This window comes from Proteus sp. HMSC14B05 (assembly GCF_001808035.1).
In the GTDB taxonomy this organism is placed as follows: domain Bacteria; phylum Pseudomonadota; class Gammaproteobacteria; order Enterobacterales; family Enterobacteriaceae; genus Proteus; species Proteus mirabilis.
Window position 1 is genome coordinate 72,092 of sequence record NZ_KV792006.1, and the last position, 21,001, is coordinate 93,092.

The window sequence follows — 21,001 nt, forward strand, 5'->3', positions numbered from 1 at the left end:
CGGAGGTTCGAATCCTCCAGGATGCACCATCTTTAAAGCCTCGCTTATCGCGGGGCTTTTTGCTTTTTCTCTTTCCTGCATTGTTTATATATTATCGATTTGTTTCGCATCAACTAATAACGCCGATATCATCTAATCAGCGACAATTTGGTGACTTTGCGATAAAGTAACTGTTATCTACTTATTAACATTAACCAACGCGGGAGGTCACCTTTGATCCCGGACGTATCTAAAGCGCTTTCTTGGTTGGAAGCCCATCCTAAAGTTTTATGTGGTATCCACCGTGGTATAGAGCGAGAAACCTTAAGAGTTACTCCTGATGGTCATTTAGCGGCTACAGGACACCCTGTCGAGCTAGGTAAGTCACTCACTCACAAGTGGATCACGACAGATTTTGCTGAGTCTCTGTTAGAGTTTATTACTCCTGTTGACGATAATATTGATCACACCTTACATTTTTTAAGTGATTTGCATCGCTATACGGCACGTCATTTAACCAATGAGCGTATGTGGCCGATGAGTATGCCTTGCTTTATTGAAGCCGAAGATAAAATAACATTAGCGCAATTTGGTACCTCTAATGTTGGGCGTTTTAAGACGTTATATCGTGAAGGGCTGAAAAATCGTTATGGTGCGTTAATGCAAACTATTTCTGGTGTGCATTACAATTTTTCGTTACCTATCGAATTTTGGCAAGCGTGGGCAAATATCACCGATGAAGAAACAGGTAAAGAGGCGATTTCAGACGGTTATTTACGTTTGATCCGTAATTACTACCGTTTTGGTTGGATAATTCCTTTTTTCTTTGGTGCTTCGCCAGCTATTTGTGGTTCATTCTTAAAAGGTCGAAAAACCAATTTACCCTTTGAAGTTACCCCTAAAGGCGCAAAATACTTACCTTATGCAACTTCGTTGCGCTTAAGTGATTTAGGCTATACCAATAAGTCACAGAGTGATTTAGATATTACTTTTAATCATCTAGAGACTTATGTGAAAGGTTTGAAAAAGGCTATTCATAAACCGTCAGAAGAATTTGCTAAATTAGGTGTAAAGAAAGACGGTAAGTATATTCAATTAAATACTAACGTATTACAAATTGAAAATGAATTATATGCGCCTATTCGTCCTAAACGCGTAGTCAAAGGGGATGAATCACCTTCTGATGCATTATTACGTGGTGGTATCGAATATATCGAGGTTCGCTCATTAGATATCAATCCATTTACGCCTATCGGCGTTGATGAAACACAAATTCGTTTCTTAGATTTATTCTTGATTTGGTGTGTATTAGCGGATGCACCAGAAATGAATGCAGAAGAATTGGCCTGCTGTCGTGCAAATTGGAATAACGTTATTCTAGAAGGGCGTAAGCCAGGTCAAGTTATTGGCATGGGTTGTGGTGAAAGAAAAGAGCCATTAGCACAAGTGGGGAAAGCGCTTTTTGCTGACTTACAGCGCGTAGCTAAGGTATTAGATAGCTGTTCTGGAACTAAATATCTAGAAGTTTGCCTTAAGTTAGAGGAAATGTTTGATAATCCGCAATTAACTTTCTCTGGCAGATTATTAGAAAAAATTAAAGCACAGGGTATTGGCGGTTATGGTCTATCTTTAGCTGAAGAATATCATCAACAATTAGTCAATACCGCTTATGAAGTGTTAACAGATGATGCTTTTGAACATGAGAGAATTTCATCTATTAAACGTCAGGCAGACTTAGAAAAGAGTGATACCATTTCTTTCGATGAATATTTGAAGCTCCATGCTGGGCCAAATAATGATGGTGTGGCTTCTTAAAACTCAGATAGAAAAAAGCCACACTAAAATTTGTGTGGCTGAATAAATTCTATAGAGAAATAGGGATGATAACATTTTGCGCGTATTCATTACTAAGACCGAGGCGCTCGCAGAAAGTTTCATGTTCTCTTAAAAATATTTAAAAATTTTCTTAGGAGGTTTTTTATGCCGTTATTGGATAGCTTTACTGTTGACCATACACGTATGTCTGCACCTGCGGTACGCGTTGCTAAAACGATGAAAACACCCTCTGGTGATACTATTACCGTTTTTGACTTACGCTTTACTGTCCCAAATAAAAAAGCCATGCCTGAGAAAGGAATTCATACGTTAGAGCACTTATTTGCAGGTTTCATGCGTAATCACTTAAATGGTGAAGGTGTTGAGATCATCGATATTTCGCCAATGGGATGTCGTACAGGCTTTTATATGAGCTTAATTGGTCAGCCTGATGAGCAACGTGTTGCTAATGCATGGAAGGCAGCTATGGAAGATGTATTGAAGGTTAAAGATCAAAACCATATTCCTGAGCTTAATGTCTACCAATGTGGGACTTATGAAATGCACTCGTTAGCTGAAGCTCAAGATATTGCACGAGACATTTTATCTCACACTATTGGCATTAATCATAATGATGAATTAGCACTACCAGAAGACAAACTCAAAGAGTTACAAATCTAGTTACAGTTGCTTTATAGATAAAGAGACAATAACTCAAGCTATTTGATCTTGATTTGTTGTCTCTTTTAATTTGATGGGTGATTTATCATAACGGCCAACGCCAATTACATTGAACCGCTATTAATAATCGCTAGTGGCGAGAGGGCGTAAGATGGCGGATCAAGGCTTTCTTAATCACATTGTCTTGCACTTCCAACACTTCAAATTCATAACCATCAATCGTTATTTTGGCACCTACTACGGGTAAATCACCTAACTCTTCAATAATAACCCCATTAATTGTTCGAGCTTCATTTTCTGGTAAATGGCAAGCAAAGGCTTTATTGATATCTCGGATATTGGTTGTGCCATCCACTAATAGTGAACCATCTTTTTGTGGGATCACTTCTTCTGCTAAAGAAGGAGACATTGAGGTAGTAAAATCACCGACAATCTCTTCTAGGATATCTTCAACAGTGACTAATCCTTGAATTTCACCATATTCATCGACGACAATACCGGCTTTTTCATTATTACGTTGAAAATTAACTAGTTGTAAGCTAAGTGGTGTACTTTCTGGGATAAAATAGATTTTATCAGCCGCTTTAATCAAAATTTGTTTAGTAAATTCTTTCTTCTCTGTCATAAGACGGTAAGCTTCGCGTACTCGTAGCATACCAATGACATCATCGAGGGTATCACGATAAAGGACAATACGCCCATGGGGGGAGTGAGTTAACTGTCTGACAATGGATTTCCACTCATCATTGACATCAATACCAAAAATTTCATTTCTCGGCACCATAATATCGCCAATAGTCACTTTTTCTAAATCCAAAATAGAAATCAGCATATTTTGGTTACGCTGTGACAGTTTCGATTTTGATTCATTCACAATGGTGCGTAGTTCTTCTTTTGATACCGCATTACCCTGTATTACGGGGGATTTAATACCGAAAATGCGCATAAACACTAAGGTAATTTGGTTAAAAAACCACACAACGGGCAACATGATTTTCTGTAAAGGTGACAAAAGAACGCTACTTGGATAAGCGAAACGTTCTGGATAAAGCGCTGCGATAGATTTTGGTAGTACCTCAGCAAAAATAAGAATGACAAAGGTTAATACACCTGTTGCAATAGCTACTCCTGCATCACCATATAAACGCATTCCTACAATAGTGGCGAGAGCGGAGGCGACAATATTAATCAGGTTATTACCAATTAATACTAAGCTAATCAATCTATCGGGACGCTGTAATAGTTTTTCTACTCTTTTGGCTGAGCGATTACCTTGCTTGGCCGCGTGGCGTAGCCGATAACGATTGATAGTCATCATGCTAGTTTCAGTGCCTGAAAAATAGGCTGAGGCAAAGATCATACCGATAAGTATGATAATGAGCGTTGTTGTCGACACATGCTCCAAAATTGAGTTCCTTTTGCTACCTTAAAATGAAAAGATTAATTAAGCATTAACTCTTGCAATAAACGATTACCAAAAAAAGCTAATGTCAAAATAATGGCACCGATCAGGTTAAAAATAACCACTTTTTTCCCACGCCAACCCTCACGGAAGTGTCCCCATAATAAAATGATGTAGACAAACCACGCAATAATAGAAAATATTGATTTATGGATATTTTCTTTACCAAAGATATTATCCATATATAACAGGCCGGTACACAAGGTTAATGTCAGTAATACTACCCCCACTTGGGTAATATGAAACATTTTACGTTCAATTGACATTAATGGTGGCATTTGTGGTGAAAATTTTAGTTTCTTATTTTTTAGTTGATAGTCGAGCCAGCTGAGTTGTAAGGCATATAAAGCAGCAATTAACAAAGTGGCGTAACTTAATAAAGCAAGCCCAATATGAATAAAGAGCGATGTGCTACTTTCAAGGTGGGTGACAAACTCACCTGGCATCAAGGCGGCAATAATGAGATTGACTATGGAAAAGCAATAAACAATAGGCAGCAAAAACCAAGCTCTACCACGGGAAGCAACAATGGTCATGATAACGCAGACCATTAAACTGACCACCGCCCCTAAATTGGTGAGTGACAGATTTTGCCCGCTATGTGGACGGAAAATCAAAAATTTTAATGAGATAGCATGGGTCACAAGGGCGACCACCGCAAAAAGCAGCGCTAATCCACGGTATCCATTTTGCTCTTTTCTCAGCAAACTGGGGAGAATAAACACCAGACTGAGTAAATAAGCGCAGACAGCAACGATAGAGATTGATATAACGGGCATAGTTTCGCTTACATAATAGGGTACATAATTGCTTAGTATAGCGCTAGGTGAATTCCGCTCCAACTATTGAAGTCATTAAGCGTAAATCTCTATGCAGAGATCTGCGCGTCATCGTGATATAATCGATAAAATAGACGACAGACAAGCCCAACTTTAACACTGAGCTAAGATAATGTTTGAGAATTTAAGTGACAGATTATCGCGCACATTGCGCAATATCAGCGGCAGAGGCCGACTGACCGAAGAAAACATTAAAGACACACTGCGCGAAGTGCGTATGGCTTTATTAGAAGCTGATGTGGCTTTGCCCGTGGTTCGTGAGTTTATTGCACGTGTCAAAGAGAGTGCAGTAGGTCATGAAGTTAACAAAAGTCTGACCCCAGGTCAGGAGTTTGTCAAAATTGTACAAAATGAGCTGGTAAATGCGATGGGAGAGGTCAATAACGATCTTGACCTTTCAGCTCAGCCTCCTGCCGTGGTATTAATGGCTGGTTTACAGGGTGCGGGTAAAACGACAAGTGTTGCTAAACTCGGTAAATTTTTAAAAGAGAAAAAGAAGAAAAAAGTATTAGTAGTTTCTGCTGACGTCTATCGTCCCGCAGCGATTAAACAACTGGAAACCTTAGCCGAAACGGTTGGTGTTGACTTTTTCCCTTCAACGGTACAAGAAAATCCCGTCACCATTGCTAGCAATGCGTTAAAACATGCTCAGCTCCAATTTTATGATGTATTGCTGGTGGATACTGCGGGTCGTTTACATGTTGATGAAGGCATGATGGAGGAGATCCAACTTCTTCATAAAGCAATCAATCCAGTAGAAACCCTATTCGTTGTTGATGCAATGACAGGGCAAGATGCTGCTAACACCGCAAAAGCCTTTAATGAAGCACTCCCTTTAACAGGGGTGGTATTAACTAAAGTTGATGGTGATGCTCGTGGTGGTGCCGCATTATCTATTCGTCATATCACAGGGAAACCAATTAAATTCCTCGGTGTTGGTGAAAAAACAGAAGCATTAGAACCTTTCCATCCCGATCGTATTGCCTCACGTATTTTAGGCATGGGCGATGTTCTTTCATTAATTGAAGATATCGAAAGTAAAGTTGACCGAGCGCAAGCTGAAAAGCTGGCAACTAAACTAAAAAAAGGGGACGGTTTTGATTTAAATGATTTCTTAGATCAGTTAAAGCAAATGAAAAACATGGGGGGCATGGCGAGTATGCTAAGTAAAATGCCCGGCATGTCTCAGGTACCTGATGCGGTGAAATCACAAATGGACGACTCAATTTTAGTCAAAATGGAAGCTATTATTAGCTCAATGACGAAAAAAGAGCGCCAAAAACCTGAAATCATCAAAGGTTCTCGTAAACGTCGTATTGCGATGGGATCGGGAACACAAGTGCAAGACGTCAACCGCTTATTAAAGCAGTTTGATGATATGCAACGTATGATGAAAAAGATGAAGAAGGGCGGCTTGGCTAAGATGATGCGTGGCATGAAAGGTATGATGCCACCAGGCTTTCCAGGTCGCTAAAAGCAAAAAGTCCGAAAAAAACGTCGCTTTGGATTGCTTTTTTCGCCAAAGTGAGTAAACTTTTCGGGCTTTTTATATGACAACCGGACGCCATTCCTCGATGGGGTCTGGTTGTTTTGTTAACTAATGAGGATGTTATGGTAACAATTCGTTTAGCTCGTGGCGGCGCAAAAAAGCGTCCGTTTTACCAAGTAGTCGTGACCGATAGCCGCAATGCGCGTGATGGTCGTTTTATTGAACGTGTAGGTTTTTATAACCCACTGGCAACCGGTAATGCAGAAGAATTACGTTTAGACGTAGACCGTGTTGAACATTGGGTTGCTCAAGGCGCAACTGTTTCAGAACGTGTTGCTGGCCTGATCAAATCAGCGAAGAAAAGCGCTTAATCTGTCGCGGTGGTAACAATGAGCGAACAAAAAACCTTTAAAGAGCCTGTAGAACCTATTGTTATGGGTAAGTTGGGCTCACCTTACGGGATCCGTGGTTGGCTCAGAGTTTTTTCTTCCACCGAACATGCCGAAAACATTTTTGAATATCAACCGTGGTTTATTCAACGACATGGTCAATGGGAATCCATTGAGATAGAAACTTGGAAACACCACAATCAAGATATTATCGTCAAGCTAAAAGGTATTGACGACAGAGATGCTGCAAATATTTTGACTAATTTTGAAATTGTCGTAAGTGCTACACAACTTCCTGATCTAGACGGTGAGTATTACTGGAAAGATCTGATGGGTTGTCAGGTAGAAACTGACAAGGGCTACGATTTAGGTGTCGTTAACGACATGATGGAAACGGGCTCAAATGACGTCATGGTAATCAAAGCAAATCTGAAAGATGCATTCGGTGTCAGGGAGCGGTTAGTTCCGTTTCTTGATGGGCAGGTTATCAAGAAAGTCGATCTCTCAGCGAAAAAAATTATCGTTGATTGGGATCCTGGTTTTTAGATTCTCCGGTTAACGGTTCTCAACAGTGGGACAGTGCAAATGTGGATTGGGGTAATTAGCCTATTTCCTGAAATGTTCCGCGCTATAACCGAGTACGGGGTGACTGGTCGGGCAGTGAAGCATGGTCTGCTGAATGTGGAATGTTGGGATCCCCGAGATTTCACTTATGACAGACATCATACAGTAGATGATCGCCCTTATGGCGGTGGTCCCGGTATGTTGATGATGGTACAACCGTTAAGGGAAGCTATTCATCAAGCAAAAGCTGCGGCAGGTGATGGTGCAAAGGTGATTTATTTATCACCTCAAGGGCGCAAACTCGATCAACAAGGTGTTTGCGAATTGGCCACAAATGAGAAATTAATTCTGGTTTGCGGTCGGTACGAAGGAATAGATGAGCGTGTCATTCAGACCGAAATCGATGAAGAGTGGTCTGTTGGTGATTACGTATTAAGTGGTGGGGAACTCCCTGCCATGATAATGATAGATGCAGTAGCACGTTTTGTTCCTGGTGTTCTTGGACATGCGGCTTCGGCGAAAGAAGACTCTTTTGCAGAAGGATTACTGGATCATCCTCACTATACTCGTCCAGAGGTGTTAGATGGTATGGCGGTTCCGGCAGTGTTACTGTCTGGTAATCACGCTCATATTAATCGCTGGCGTATGAAACAATCGCTGGGCCGGACCTGGCTAAGAAGACCTGAGCTTCTGGAAAGCCTAGCTCTGACTGACGAGCAAAGAGTGCTGTTAGCAGAATTCCAGCAGGAACATTTGCAAAGAACAGCAGAGTAAGTCTGACACAAAGTGTCATTAATATCAGTTTACCTAGGGTAAGAGAGTTATTATGAGCAATATTATTAAACAAATCGAACAAGAACAAATGAAGCAAGATGTACCTTCATTTCGTCCAGGCGATAATGTAGAAGTTAAGGTATGGGTCGTTGAAGGTTCTAAAAAACGTCTGCAGGCATTCGAGGGCGTGGTTATCGCTATTCGTAACCGCGGTCTGCACTCTGCATTTACTGTTCGTAAAATTTCTAATGGCGAAGGTGTTGAGCGTGTATTCCAAACTCACTCCCCAGTCGTAGATAGCATCACAGTTAAACGTCGTGGTGCGGTTCGTAAAGCTAAACTGTACTACCTGCGTGAGCGTTCAGGTAAGGCTGCACGTATTAAAGAGCGTCTTAACGCTAAATAATACGCTTTCGCACATCCGAAAGTTATGGTTAAAAGGCCAGCATCAGCTGGCCTTTTTTTGACTATAACCTGCTCTATTTCCTCTAATGTCTTCTATCTTTTTATAAGCACTCGACAATAACTCACCTCCTTGCCTATTTTTCTCATCATTAAATAACATCTCTTATAAAGTCGTTTCATCTGCTAGGTGAAGGCCAATTTCTTGCGAATGTAAAATTAAAATTACAGTCTGCTATTTTTATTTTATCTTGGTCACATTTTTTGTGTTATTTTGATATTTATAATCTATTGATTTATAAAGATAAATCTAACAACATCCCTATTATGTAAACATATAATTACGATTATACCTTTTTTATTGAAAATATGGATTGATTTCTTTACATTGCATGTTATCTTATCGTTTAGACACACAAAAATCACAATGACAGACATAAAAAAGGTAAAGATTATGATCATGCAAAAAGACGCACTCAATAATGTCAACATCAGCGAAGAGCTGGTGTTAATTACGCCGGAAGAGTTAAAACAAAAATACCCGTTGAGTCGTAATGATCTGCATGCCATTACTCAATCACGTCAAACTATTTCTGAAATTGTTCAACGTCGTGATCCGCGTTTATTAGTGGTATGTGGCCCTTGTTCTATTCATGATGTCGATGTTGCGTTAGATTACGCAAAACGTCTAAAAGTCTTAGCGTCTGAGTTAAGTGATAGTCTGTATATTGTGATGCGTGTCTATTTTGAAAAACCTCGTACAACAGTTGGTTGGAAAGGTTTAATTAGTGATCCGTTTATGGATGGCAGTTTTGAGATGGAAAAAGGCTTACATATTGCCCGTAAACTATTAACAGAGTTGGTTCAGTTAGGTTTACCTTTAGCTACGGAAGCCTTAGATCCTAACAATCCTCAATACTTAGGTGATTTATTTAGTTGGTCAGCTATTGGGGCAAGAACGACCGAATCTCAGACCCATCGTGAAATGGCATCAGGTTTATCAATGCCTGTCGGTTTTAAAAATGGTACAGATGGTAATTTAGATACGGCTATTAATGCGATGAAAGCGGCTTCTATGCCACATCGTTTTATGGGCATTAATCAATCAGGACAAGTCTGTTTATTACAAACACAAGGCAATCCTGATGGACATGTTATTTTGCGTGGGGGTAAGAAACCTAATTACCATGAAGAAGATGTCGCGTTATGTGAAGCTCATATGATAAAAGCGGGATTAACACCATCATTGATGATTGATTGTAGTCATGGTAATTCAAATAAAGATTTTCGTCGTCAATCTGTCGTGGTTGATTCAGTGATTGAGCAAATTAAAAAAGGTAATCAATCAATAACAGGAATTATGTTAGAAAGCCATATTAATGAAGGCAATCAGTCATCAGAGCAGCCCCGTAGTGAGATGAAGTACGGTGTTTCTGTTACTGATGCATGTATTAGCTGGGAAACCACTGAATCGGTGTTAAGAAATCTGCATCAGCAAATTTCGCCAGTTTTAGCACAGCGTGCAGCGCAACTAAGAAAAGTTAGCTAACCCAATAACACTTTAATAAGAAGAGGCAAGCATAGATGGCTGAAGAATTACAAAATTTGCGAGAGCAAATTGATCAGGTGGATAAAACATTGCTTTCTTTACTCGCCAAAAGAATGCAATTGGTAGCAGAAGTGGGAGAAGTTAAAAATCGCCACGGGTTACCTATCTATGCACCAGATAGAGAAGCCGCAATGCTTGCTTCTCGACGTAATGAAGCAGAAAAAATGGGTATTTCTGCTGATTTAATTGAAGATGTTTTACGTCGAGTAATGAGAGAGTCATATAGCAAAGAAAATGATAAAGGCTTTAAAACACTTAATCCCCAATTAGGCAAAATTGTCATTGTGGGGGGGAACGGAAAAATGGGGAGGCTTTTTTCTCGTCTCTTTACACTTTCTGGCTATCAAGTGGAAAGTCTTGAAGCGGATGAGTGGCAAAGTAAATCTCCGGCTATTTTTGCGGATGCCGGTATGGTGATAATCAGTGTCCCAATCCATTTAACGGTTGATGTTATTAAGCAATTACCGCCCTTGCCAGAAAATTGTTTATTGGTAGATTTAGCCTCAATCAAGCAAGCGCCTTTAGAGGCGATGTTAAAAGCACATAATGGCCCTGTTTTAGGACTACATCCAATGTTTGGTCCAGATGTGCCAAGTTTAGCAAAACAAGTTATCGCTTATTGTGAAGGGCGAGATTTATCACATTTTGAGTGGTTGCTTGAGCAACTTATGGTGTGGGGAGCAAGAGTAGAGGCTATTACTGCACAAGAGCACGATAAAAATATGAGTTTTATCCAAGCATTGCGACATTTTACTACTTTTGCATATGGGCAACATTTGGTGAAAGAGAATGTCGATTTAGCCAGTTTATTAAGATTATCTTCTCCCATCTATCGTTTAGAGCTAGCGATGATTGGTAGGCTCTTTGCTCAAGATCCACAATTATATGCCGATATTATTTTATCTTCACAAGAAAACATTAACTTGATCCGTAGATATCATCATTCATTAGGTGAAGCTATAGCCTTATTAGATATAAACACAAAAGATGAATTTATTGGCTCATTTAATAATGTAAGTGATTGGTTCGGTGATTATGCTTCACAATTTATGAAAGAGAGTGGTGCGTTATTACAAAAAGCCAATGATAGCCGGATTTAGTATAAATATACATAAACGCTATACCTAATACTTATAGTAAGAAAAACGAATGACAGGTTATGTTATTCGTTTTTTATTTTATATGTTATATCTTGCGATAAATATTACCACTCATCATCACAAGGGGGCCAAACACAGCGAGTAGATTGTTGGGTATTGCTATTATGTTGACAATACTGATTAACAGTGCTGGTATCTTTGATTTTATTATCCCAAGTATAAGCGCTAGCATAAAAAGCGAATAAACTTGATAGTATAAAAATAATTAATTTCTTCATTTTCTTCTCCTAACGTTGATAGTTATAACTTAATAATCTTTCGGAACGGGGCATGGGCTTACGGTACAGCGAGTTGAACTTATATGGTGATCTAATGAATAGGAGTAATAGCCTTTTCCTTTATGAGCACTATCAACGAAATTCAAATAGCTCAAACCTAGCAGTAACATGATAATTGTATGCATATCTATTCCTTACTTATTCAATATTCACAATGAATAAAACCAATATACATTTAGAAAAAATGAATGAAATTTCTATTTTTAGTAATCACCTAATAATGACAACATTATATTATTTTTAATTTATTTGTTATGTAATTGTTGTCTATGGGTTTAATTAGTTAATGATAAATGTTCAAGAATGTCTTTTCTTTTTAAGCTATTTGTCGGTGAGATCTTAAATTTGCATAAAATAATTAACGGATATTAAAACTATAACAACGATCAAAAAAATACCTATAACAGATGCCGTAAATTATATTGGTCGACGTTGTTTTTTTGCAAAAAGTGCTAACGATTTAATTGTATTATTTTTTATTTCTATTCCGATGCGTTTTTTAAGGGGTTAATGATGGATTTTATAATACAACTAGCCATTATATTAGTTTGTTTATTTTATGGAGCAAGGAAAGGGGGAATTGCATTAGGTCTATTAGGCGGAGTGGGGCTGGTTATTTTAGTCTTTATTTTTAATTTACCTCCGGGTAAACCGCCTGTCGATGTGATGTTAGTGATTATTGCTGTCGTCTCTGCATCTGCAACGTTACAAGCATCGGGTGGTTTAGATGTTATGTTGCAAATAGCTGAAAAATTATTAAGAAAAAATCCGAAGTATATTTCTATTGTTGCACCTCTCGTTACCTGTACCCTGACTATATTATGTGGTACTGGACATGTGGTTTATACCATTTTGCCTATTATCTATGATGTATCGATTAAAAATAATATTCGTCCAGAAAGACCGATGGCAGCCAGTACCATTGGTTCACAAATGGGAATTATCGCAAGTCCTGTATCTGTTGCGGTCGTCACCTTAGTGGCAATGTTAGGTAATGTCACTTTTAATGGTAAGCATCTTGAGTTTTTAGATTTATTAGCGATTACCATTCCATCAACCTTTATTGGTATTTTAGCCATTGGGATTTTTAGCTGGTTTAGAGGTAAAGAGTTAGATAAAGATCAGCGCTTCCAAGATTTTATTTCCATACTAGAGAATCATGATTACGTTTATGGTGATACTGCAACATTGTTAGATAAGAAATTACCAATGAAAAATTGGGTAGCAATGTGGATATTCTTAGGTGCGATTGCGGTTGTTGCTGTATTAGGTGCATTTTCTGAATTACGTCCCGTATTTAATAATAAACCATTATCTATGGTATTAGTTATTCAAATGTTTATGTTATTAGCGGGCGCTTCTATTATTATTATTTGTAAAACTAATCCCTCACTTATTTCTAAAAATGAAGTTTTTCGCTCCGGTATGATAGCCATTGTGGCGGTCTATGGTATTGCTTGGATGGCAGAAACCATGTTCTCTGCACATATGAAAGAAATAGAAGCTGCATTAGGACAATTAGTTCGTGAGTATCCTTGGGCTTATGCCGTTGTCTTATTACTTGTTTCTAAGTTTGTTAATTCACAAGCCGCCGCATTAGCCGCAATAGTTCCCTTGGCTTTAGGTATTGGTATTGATCCTGCCTATATTGTTGCTTCAGCACCGGCGTGTTATGGCTATTATATTCTTCCTACTTACCCCAGTGATTTAGCCGCTATCCAATTTGACCGTTCAGGAACAACACGTATAGGTCGTTTTGTTATTAATCATAGCTTTATTTTACCGGGATTAATTGGTGTTACTGTTTCTTGTATTTTTGGCTGGGTATTTGCTGCTATGTATGGTTTTTTATAATTAGCTAAATTATCCTGGGAATAGAGTCATAAAAGTAGAAAAGCCAGATAACAATAAGCTATCTGGCTTTTTGTTATAAAGTAGGGTAATAAGCTATTGTATTTCAACGGGTACAATATTTTCTGAAGGATAGCATCCTAATACTTTGAGTGAACGAGATGTTTTTGATAAGTCATGTAATGCTTTTTGCATATTGATATCCCGTAAATTAGCTTGTACATCAATATAAAACATCTCTTCCCAAGGTGTACCATTTATTGGGCGAGACTCTAATTTAGTCATAATAATGCTGTATTGTTTTAAGGTAATTAAAGCATCAACTAATGCCCCTGCTTGTTGCCCCGTTGCCATTAAAAAGGTGGTTTTTGCAGGTACTTGTTCTGATACATCAATAGGTTTACGGGCAATCACAATAAAACGAGTAACATTAATTTGTTGATTAGCTAAATTACTAGCAAGTGGTGTTAAATTATAAAGCGATCCGCCAGCTTCACTGCCAATAGCGGCTACATGGGGAGATTGTGCTAATGCAACTTTTTCCATTGCCGCGGCTGTGCTTTCACAATATTCAATTTTCCAGTGAGGGTATTGATTTAAATAGTGACTGCACTGTTGGAAGGGTTGCGGATGGCTATAAATAGTGTGTAATTCTTCTAGGCTACTCTTAACTGCTGTTAATAAAGCATGGTTTATCGGAATACGAATTTCGCCAACAATCGACAGCGAGGTGGTTTGTAGTAAATCATAAACATCATTAATTGCACCAGAGCTGGTGTTTTCAATAGGTAGTAAACCGTAATCCGCTTGTCCTGTTTCTACCAGTGTAAAAATATCTTCAAATTTATGGCAAGTGCAATCAACAAAAGTATCAAAATGGCGGGCTGCATATTGGCGAGCGGCAATATGAGAATAAGAACCTTTAGGGCCTAAATAAGCAATTCTTGCAGATTCATTTGCAGTAGCATTAAGGTGTTGCTGTAAAATGGCTTGCTGCGTGAGCACCGAATCTTCGATGATCATTTGGAAAATTCGGCTGATATAAAAGCCATCTAATCCAACGTTTTTCCCTTTTTCGATTAATAGCTCAAGCAGTTCACGCTCACGGTTTTTATCTCGAATAGGGCGGTGGGTATTTAATTTAAATTGGGCAACTTCAGTCGATAATTGGCGTCTTTGAGCTAATAGTGAAAGTAGTTCAGAATCTAGCGCAGTGATTTTATCTCTGATTGCTAATAAATCGAGTTTTTCCATGTTAGTGCCCTATACTTTTGTATCGTACCATTTTAAATAAAAAAGCCTCCATTTTTGGAGGCTATTGTCGTTCTTACTTTTCTTTCTGAAATAAACAAAGCCTCTTTAAGAATAGAGTAAAAAGAAAAAGAAGAATGGCAAAAAAGAGTGAGTCATCATTATATGGATTGATTAACTATTTAACATATAGCTATCAAACATGATGATGGGTGAGGAGTCAAGAAAAATACAATAAAAAGCGCATCACGAGGATGCGCAGAGGCGTTTTGAGTCAGTGAATTATTCTAATTTTTAATCAAGCTTCACTACTTATATTTCATTTACGAGTAAATTTTCTTCTTTTAAGCTATTGGCCGCACGTCGAGACTCATTTTTATGCTGAACTTTATTTAATTGACGTTCCAATTTTGCCAAGAGATCATTAATTGCCGCATACATATCAACATGTTGTGCGTTTGCTACAAGTTGTCCATTCGGAGTATGAATACTTGCATCAACACTAAAACCTTTTGGATCCTTAGTGAGAATAATATGAGGGTTGATTAAATTTACCTGCCATTTGTTAAGTTTAGTTAAACGGCTTTCAATGTGTTCACGTAGTGCTGGGGTAATGTCCATTTGTTTGCTAGTGATATTTATAATCATATAGTTACCTCTTTATTACTCCATCTTGGATAGGTTCAGAATATCGTGATACACAATTTAAAACATGATCAAGATCACTTTTTGTTAGAAGTTTATATAACAAGTAATAGAAACGTGACAAATGATAAATAGCTGAAAAAGAGTGCTTGTAGAGTCGTGTTTATTCGTTCATATTAAGAGGGTTGGTCTGATGAAAAGTAAGTTTTTAGCCTTTGAATTAGCATAAAAAAACAGCAGCGCTAGGCTGCTGTTTTTGATAGTAAAAATGTTTAAGCAGGGTTGGCTGCAATCAGTGAGGCAACTTTATCTGCTTCTTGAGTTAAACCTAGTTTTTTGTAGGCATTTTCCATATACACAAGCGCTTCACGTGTAGCTTCGGTATCTGGATAATCACGCATCATTTGTTCAACTCGATTAATAACCGCGACATAAGCCCCTCGTTTGGTATAGAATTTCGCAACAGAGAGTTCATATTTCGCTAAACGGTTTTTAAGAAAAACAAGACGCTTTGTGGCATCTGCTGTGTAGAGGCTATCAGGATAGTAGCGAACTAACTGGCTAAAGTCTTTGAAAGCCACTCTTGCATGCTGAGGATCACGGTCTGAGCGATCAATACCAAAGAATCCTTGTAATGCACTATCATCTAATGCCTGAGCGGTTAACCCACGCATATATAGAACATAGTCAATATTCGGATGGGTTGGGTTTAATCGCATAAAGCGGTCAATAGCGGAAATCGCCATTGGTAACTCAGCTGATTTATAATAAGCATAAATCAGATCAAGCTGAACTTGTTGTGAGTAAGGACCAAAAGGATAGCGATTATCGAGAGACTCCAGTTGTTTGATAGCCGCTCCATAATTGCCATCTAGCAATTTTTCTTGGCTTGTTGCATAAAGCTCAGAAGGAGACATATCAGCAGTTGCGTCTTTGTCTGAACTAGAACAGCCAGAAAGTAACAGGCTTACAGTGGCCGCTGCCACTAGGTATTTCATGCGTCTCATCACGTATTGATTATCCTCTGAATAGGTTTGGGAGTCTCTCCGTGAAGCTCCCTGAAATCGGTTATACTATAACTCATTTTAAATGAAACGGCTGTGCCGTCAAAATACTAACTTAATATAGAAACTATTTATGTCTCAACAAATACGACTTAATGCTACAGTCGCAGATTCACAGCTGGGTCAACGCTTAGATCAGGCTTTGGCCGAATTGTTCCCTGATTATTCAAGATCACGCATAAAAGAGTGGATCTTAGACAATAGAGTGCAGGTTAACGATAAAATCATCAATAAGCCAAAAGAAAAAATGCTTGGCGGTGAAAAAATTGAAGTCGATGCCTTAATCGAAGAGGATGTTCGTTGGGAGCCTCAGAATATTCCGTTAAATATCGTCTATGAAGATGATGATATTTTGGTGATTAATAAACCAAGAGATCTTGTTGTTCATCCCGGTGCAGGTAATCCTGATGGCACCGTATTAAATGCACTTCTTTATCGTTATCCAGAGATTGTTAATGTTCCCCGTGCTGGTATTGTTCATCGTTTAGATAAAGATACAACAGGTTTGATGGTTGTTGCAAAAACAGTTCCCGCTCAAACTCACTTGGTAGAAGCATTACAGCGTCGCGAAATCACCCGTGAATATGAAGCGGTTGCAACAGGGAGGATGACAGCAGGAGGGCTGGTTAATGAGCCAATTTCTCGACATCCCACCAAACGTACCCATATGGCAGTGCACCCAATGGGAAAACCTGCGGTGACACATTATCGTGTTATGGAACATTTCCGTGCCCATACCCGCTTACGTTTGCGTCTAGAAACCGGTCGAACTCACCAAATTCGTGTCCATATGGCTCATATCCATCATCCATTAATTGGTGATCAACTGTATGGTGGTAGACCGCGTCCTTTGAAAGGGGCTAGTGAAGAATTTCGTGAGACGTTACGTCGCTTTGACCGACAAGCACTACATGCCACAATGTTACGCCTTTATCATCCTATTACCGGAATTGAAATGGAATGGCATGCACCGTTGCCTGATGATATGGTAGAACTTATTCGCGTACTAAAAGTGGACGCAGAACAGTTTAAAGATGAAATGGACTGGTAAATGACCTCATTGATTTATCCTGATTGGCCACAGCCTGACAATATTGGCGCATGTAGCACATTAAGAACTGGCGGTGTTAGTTTGCCACCTTATGACAGCCTTAATTTAGGAGCGCATGTGGGCGATGATGCGCTATTGGTAGAACAAAATAGACGTATCATTTGTCAACAAGCTCAATTACCTGAAATGCCATTATGGTTAACACAGGTTCATGGTATTGAGGTGGTCAATTTGAATAATCAAGACAATCATACCGTTGAAGGCGATGCCCTTTACACCTCTAGTGCTAATAAGGTGTGCGCTATCATGACCGCAGATTGTTTACCTGTGCTATTTAGTACCATTGATGGAACGGAAGTTGGTGCTGCCCATGGTGGATGGCGCGGGCTTTGCCAAGGTGTATTACAACAGACACTCGCTCAATTTAAAGCCTCTAATGAGAAGATTATGGCGTGGTTAGGGCCAGCAATAGGCCCTAATGCTTTTGAAGTAGGGGCAGAAGTCCGTCTCGCTTTTGTAGAAAAAAATATTGCCTTTGATAGCGCATTTATTCCCCACAATGGCAAATACTTAGCTAATATTTATATGTTAGCGAGAATAATTCTGCAGGAAAGTGGGGTAAATCAGATTTATGGTGGGGACTTTTGTACTGTTAGCGATAAATCACGCTTTTTCTCCTATCGACGTGAACATACTACCGGACGTATGGCCTCATTAATCTGGATCAAATAGACGCTCTCCAACGTTTATTCTTCCTTATCCCAAATATAGGCAAATATTTTTGCTCAAAATTGTCATTTTGAGCTTGAATATTGTCTAAATGACCTCATCTATTCTCCAGTGATAAATTTTAAATCGAATTTTACTTGGAGGTGTTATGCGTCTGGATAAATTAACCAATAAATTCCAGCAAGCTCTCGCAGACGCCCAGTCATTGGCACTTGGGAACGATAATCAATTTATAGAACCCATACATTTACTGAGTGCGTTATTTAATCAACAAGGTGGCTCTATTCGCCCACTATTAACATCCACAGGTGTTAATGCCTCACAATTTAATGAAAGAATTAATGATGCATTATCTCGATTACCAAAAGTGGAAGGTGCTGGTGGAGAAGTTCATCCTTCAAACGATTTAATTAAACATCTTAATTTATGCGATAAGTTAGCTCAGAAAAAAGGTGATGAATTTATTTCATCAGAACTTTTTCTTTTAGCTGCCATGGAAAGTGGTGGTCAGGTTGCTGACATGCTAAAAGCCGCCGGAGCTAACAAAGTCAGTTTAGAATTAGCCATTGAAAAAATACGTGGTGGAGAAACAGTGAACGATCAAAATGCAGAAGACCAACGTCAAGCATTGAAAAAATATACTGTTGATTTAACAGAACGAGCAGAACAAGGCAAGCTTGACCCCGTTATTGGACGTGATGAAGAAATAAGAAGAACAATCCAGGTATTACAACGTCGTACTAAAAATAACCCAGTATTAATTGGTGAGCCTGGTGTAGGTAAAACCGCGATTGTTGAAGGTTTAGCTCAACGGATCGTTAATGGAGAAGTTCCTGAAGGTTTAAAAAATAAACGTGTGCTTTCACTTGATATGGGATCTTTATTAGCAGGGGCTAAATATCGTGGTGAATTTGAAGAGCGTTTAAAAGCGGTATTAAATGATTTATCTAAACAGGAAGGTAGTGTCATTCTGTTTATTGATGAATTACATACTATGGTTGGTGCCGGTAAAGCTGATGGTGCGATGGATGCAGGGAACATGTTGAAACCTGCTTTGGCACGTGGCGAATTACACTGTGTCGGCGCCACTACATTAGATGAGTATCGCCAATACATTGAAAAAGATGCGGCTTTAGAGCGTCGTTTCCAAAAAGTTTATGTGGCGGAGCCTACGGTAGAAGATACCATCGCCATTTTGCGTGGTTTAAAAGAGCGTTATGAATTGCATCACCATGTACAAATTACGGATCCGGCGATTGTAGCAGCAGCTACTTTGTCTCATCGTTATATTTCTGATCGTATGTTGCCAGATAAAGCAATTGACTTAATCGATGAGGCTGGTGCAAGTCTACGTATGCAGATGGATTCAAAACCAGAAGCATTAGATAGACTGGATAGAAGAATTATTCAGCTAAAACTTGAACAGCAAGCACTGCAAAAAGAATCTGATGATGCAAGTAAGAAACGTTTAGCTATGTTAAATGAAGAACTTGCAGAAAAAGAGAAAGAGTATTCTAGCTTAGAAGAAGAGTGGAAAGCAGAAAAAGCAGAGCTTACTGGTACTCAGCATATAAAAGCAGAATTAGAGCAAGCGCGTATTGCACTAGAGCAGGCTCGTCGTAGTGGTGATTTGGCAAAAATGTCAGAGATCCAATATGGTCAAATTCCTACTTTAGAAAAACAACTTGCTGAAGCTAATAAAACTGAAGATAAGCATATGAAACTGTTACGTAACAAAGTAACAGATGCTGAAATCGCTGAAATCTTAGCACGTTGGACAGGTATCCCTGTGTCTAGAATGTTAGAAGGGGAGCGTGAAAAACTGTTAAGAATGGAACAGGAATTACATAGACGCGTTATCGGCCAAGATGAGGCGGTAAATGCAGTCTCTAACGCAATTCGTCGTAGCCGTGCTGGATTATCAGATCCAAATCGCCCAATTGGTTCGTTCTTATTCTTAGGGCCAACCGGGGTTGGTAAAACTGAATTGTGTAAAGCGCTCGCTGATTTCTTGTTTGATAGTGATGATGCGATGGTGCGTATCGATATGTCTGAGTTTATGGAGAAACACTCTGTTTCACGTTTAGTGGGGGCGCCTCCAGGATATGTGGGCTATGAAGAGGGTGGTTACCTAACAGAAGCTGTTCGTCGCCGTCCTTATTCTGTCATCTTATTAGATGAGGTAGAAAAAGCGCATCCTGATGTGTTTAATATTTTATTACAGGTATTAGACGATGGCCGCTTAACAGATGGACAAGGTAGAACCGTTGATTTCCGTAATACCGTAGTCATTATGACATCAAACTTAGGCTCGGATTTAATTCAAGAGCGCTTCGGTACTCTTGATTATCCGGCAATGAAAACTATTGTTATGGATGTTGTTGGTCACCACTTTAGACCTGAATTTATTAACCGTATTGATGAGGTAGTGGTATTCCATCCATTAGGTAAAGAGAATATTGCCGCTATTGCTCAAATTCAATTACGTCGTTTGTATCAGCGTTTAGAAGAGCGTGGTTATCACGTGACTATTACGGGAGCAGCATTAGAAAAACTGGGTGAAGTTGGATTCGACCCAATCTATGGTGCTCGTCCATTGAAACGTGCTATCCAGCAAGAGGTTGAAAACCCATTAGCGCAAGATATCTTGTCGGGTAAATTAGTTCCGGGTAAAGAAATTATCTTGGACTTAGATGACAATCAGATCATTGCAAAACAGTCATAAAGTATCTTTATATATAGTAATGATATATAGAAGATGTCATTAAATTGAAAAAGAGGCCTGAATAGGCCTCTTTTTTATGCCTGCAGTTTTGTGTTTTTAAAGGTAAATGAACAGAACAAAGAGAAGAGTACCTATTTGATCTGTTTTTTGAGCAATAAATGTTTATAAATAGCGCTAAAATCGATGCTCTGATTATTAAATATGCTGTTGAACATTTTTTTTCAAAAAACTATTGCCAGCCTCA

The 21,001-nt window shown here is 38.9% G+C and carries 20 protein-coding genes, 1 tRNA gene and 1 other annotated feature (1 of these 22 only partly in view); of the genes, 14 read left to right on the forward strand and 7 right to left on the reverse strand.

The window, feature by feature from the left end:
* From HMPREF3129_RS17835 to luxS, 3 genes are all read left to right on the forward strand, one after another.
* Positions 1–29 (forward strand) — tRNA-OTHER (locus HMPREF3129_RS17835) (it extends 53 nt beyond the left edge of the window).
* Positions 30–213: 184 nt separating this feature from the next.
* The gene (gene gshA, locus HMPREF3129_RS17840; RefSeq protein ID WP_036919915.1) at positions 214–1,794 is read left to right on the forward strand and encodes a glutamate--cysteine ligase; all 1,581 of its coding nucleotides are present in this window, start codon (positions 214–216) and stop codon (positions 1,792–1,794) included.
* Positions 1,795–1,959: 165 nt separating this feature from the next.
* The gene (gene luxS / locus HMPREF3129_RS17845; RefSeq protein WP_004244776.1) at positions 1,960–2,475 is read left to right on the forward strand and encodes an S-ribosylhomocysteine lyase; all 516 of its coding nucleotides are present in this window, start codon (positions 1,960–1,962) and stop codon (positions 2,473–2,475) included.
* A gap of 130 nt (positions 2,476–2,605) precedes the next feature.
* Here luxS and HMPREF3129_RS17850 read toward each other — a convergent pair whose 3' ends face one another.
* The gene (locus tag HMPREF3129_RS17850) at positions 2,606–3,880 is read right to left on the reverse strand and encodes an HlyC/CorC family transporter (RefSeq protein ID WP_004247404.1); all 1,275 of its coding nucleotides are present in this window, start codon (positions 3,878–3,880) and stop codon (positions 2,606–2,608) included.
* A gap of 35 nt (positions 3,881–3,915) precedes the next feature.
* Positions 3,916–4,716: a cytochrome C assembly family protein gene (locus HMPREF3129_RS17855; protein WP_004244774.1), complete on the reverse strand. Its 801-nt coding sequence runs from the start codon at positions 4,714–4,716 to the stop codon at positions 3,916–3,918.
* Between the two features lie 172 nt (positions 4,717–4,888).
* On the opposite strand from HMPREF3129_RS17855, the gene ffh reads away from it, so the two are divergent.
* The 7 genes from ffh to tyrA all read left to right on the forward strand — a co-directional run bounded on the left by ffh (position 4,889) and on the right by tyrA (position 11,103).
* Entirely contained in the window at positions 4,889–6,250 is a 1,362-nt protein-coding gene (ffh, locus tag HMPREF3129_RS17860) for a signal recognition particle protein (protein WP_004244773.1), read from the forward strand.
* Positions 6,251–6,387: 137 nt separating this feature from the next.
* Positions 6,388–6,636, forward strand: a complete 249-nt coding sequence (gene rpsP, locus HMPREF3129_RS17865) for a 30S ribosomal protein S16 (protein ID WP_004244772.1) — start codon at positions 6,388–6,390, stop codon at positions 6,634–6,636.
* Between the two features lie 18 nt (positions 6,637–6,654).
* Positions 6,655–7,200 carry a ribosome maturation factor RimM gene (gene rimM, locus HMPREF3129_RS17870; protein WP_004244771.1) on the forward strand — a complete coding sequence of 182 codons (546 nt, stop codon included), beginning with the start codon at positions 6,655–6,657 and terminating at the stop codon, positions 7,198–7,200.
* A gap of 39 nt (positions 7,201–7,239) precedes the next feature.
* A complete protein-coding gene (trmD, locus tag HMPREF3129_RS17875; RefSeq protein ID WP_004244770.1) occupies positions 7,240–7,992 on the forward strand; it encodes a tRNA (guanosine(37)-N1)-methyltransferase TrmD in 753 nt (250 codons plus the stop codon).
* Positions 7,993–8,044: 52 nt separating this feature from the next.
* Positions 8,045–8,398, forward strand: coding sequence for a 50S ribosomal protein L19 (gene rplS, locus HMPREF3129_RS17880; RefSeq protein ID WP_004244769.1), 354 nt, complete (start codon positions 8,045–8,047; stop codon positions 8,396–8,398).
* Between the two features lie 450 nt (positions 8,399–8,848).
* Positions 8,849–9,943: a 3-deoxy-7-phosphoheptulonate synthase gene (locus HMPREF3129_RS17885; RefSeq protein ID WP_004247405.1), complete on the forward strand. Its 1,095-nt coding sequence runs from the start codon at positions 8,849–8,851 to the stop codon at positions 9,941–9,943.
* Between the two features lie 35 nt (positions 9,944–9,978).
* A complete protein-coding gene (gene tyrA / locus HMPREF3129_RS17890) occupies positions 9,979–11,103 on the forward strand; it encodes a bifunctional chorismate mutase/prephenate dehydrogenase (RefSeq protein ID WP_004247406.1) in 1,125 nt (374 codons plus the stop codon).
* A gap of 104 nt (positions 11,104–11,207) precedes the next feature.
* Here the strand turns inward: tyrA and HMPREF3129_RS18750 are convergent, their stop codons facing one another.
* A complete protein-coding gene (locus tag HMPREF3129_RS18750; protein WP_004244766.1) occupies positions 11,208–11,381 on the reverse strand; it encodes a hypothetical protein in 174 nt (57 codons plus the stop codon).
* A gap of 29 nt (positions 11,382–11,410) precedes the next feature.
* Positions 11,411–11,566, reverse strand: coding sequence for a hypothetical protein (locus HMPREF3129_RS18755; protein WP_162837600.1), 156 nt, complete (start codon positions 11,564–11,566; stop codon positions 11,411–11,413).
* 388 nt (positions 11,567–11,954) lie between these two features.
* Between HMPREF3129_RS18755 and HMPREF3129_RS17895 the strand changes: the two genes are divergently transcribed.
* Positions 11,955–13,295, forward strand: coding sequence for an anaerobic C4-dicarboxylate transporter (locus HMPREF3129_RS17895; protein ID WP_036919916.1), 1,341 nt, complete (start codon positions 11,955–11,957; stop codon positions 13,293–13,295).
* 93 nt (positions 13,296–13,388) lie between these two features.
* Here HMPREF3129_RS17895 and pheA read toward each other — a convergent pair whose 3' ends face one another.
* The 3 genes from pheA to bamD all read right to left on the reverse strand — a co-directional run bounded on the left by pheA (position 13,389) and on the right by bamD (position 16,195).
* Complete coding sequence (pheA, locus tag HMPREF3129_RS17900) at positions 13,389–14,546, reverse strand: bifunctional chorismate mutase/prephenate dehydratase (RefSeq protein WP_004244764.1); 1,158 nt, start codon at positions 14,544–14,546, stop codon at positions 13,389–13,391.
* Positions 14,547–14,581: 35 nt separating this feature from the next.
* Positions 14,582–14,700: a sequence feature (Phe leader region), on the reverse strand.
* A 155-nt stretch (positions 14,701–14,855) separates the two neighbouring features.
* Entirely contained in the window at positions 14,856–15,191 is a 336-nt protein-coding gene (gene raiA / locus HMPREF3129_RS17905; protein WP_004244763.1) for a ribosome-associated translation inhibitor RaiA, read from the reverse strand.
* A gap of 269 nt (positions 15,192–15,460) precedes the next feature.
* Positions 15,461–16,195 (reverse strand): outer membrane protein assembly factor BamD, encoded by a 735-nt coding sequence (gene bamD, locus HMPREF3129_RS17910; RefSeq protein WP_012367573.1) that lies wholly within the window; start codon positions 16,193–16,195, stop codon positions 15,461–15,463.
* 130 nt (positions 16,196–16,325) lie between these two features.
* Between bamD and rluD the strand changes: the two genes are divergently transcribed.
* The 3 genes from rluD to clpB all read left to right on the forward strand — a co-directional run bounded on the left by rluD (position 16,326) and on the right by clpB (position 20,757).
* The gene (gene rluD, locus HMPREF3129_RS17915; RefSeq protein WP_004244761.1) at positions 16,326–17,303 is read left to right on the forward strand and encodes a 23S rRNA pseudouridine(1911/1915/1917) synthase RluD; all 978 of its coding nucleotides are present in this window, start codon (positions 16,326–16,328) and stop codon (positions 17,301–17,303) included.
* A complete protein-coding gene (yfiH, locus tag HMPREF3129_RS17920; protein WP_036919918.1) occupies positions 17,304–18,035 on the forward strand; it encodes a purine nucleoside phosphorylase YfiH in 732 nt (243 codons plus the stop codon).
* Positions 18,036–18,180: 145 nt separating this feature from the next.
* Positions 18,181–20,757, forward strand: coding sequence for an ATP-dependent chaperone ClpB (clpB, locus tag HMPREF3129_RS17925; RefSeq protein ID WP_036919920.1), 2,577 nt, complete (start codon positions 18,181–18,183; stop codon positions 20,755–20,757).
* Positions 20,758–21,001 lie beyond the last annotated feature (244 nt).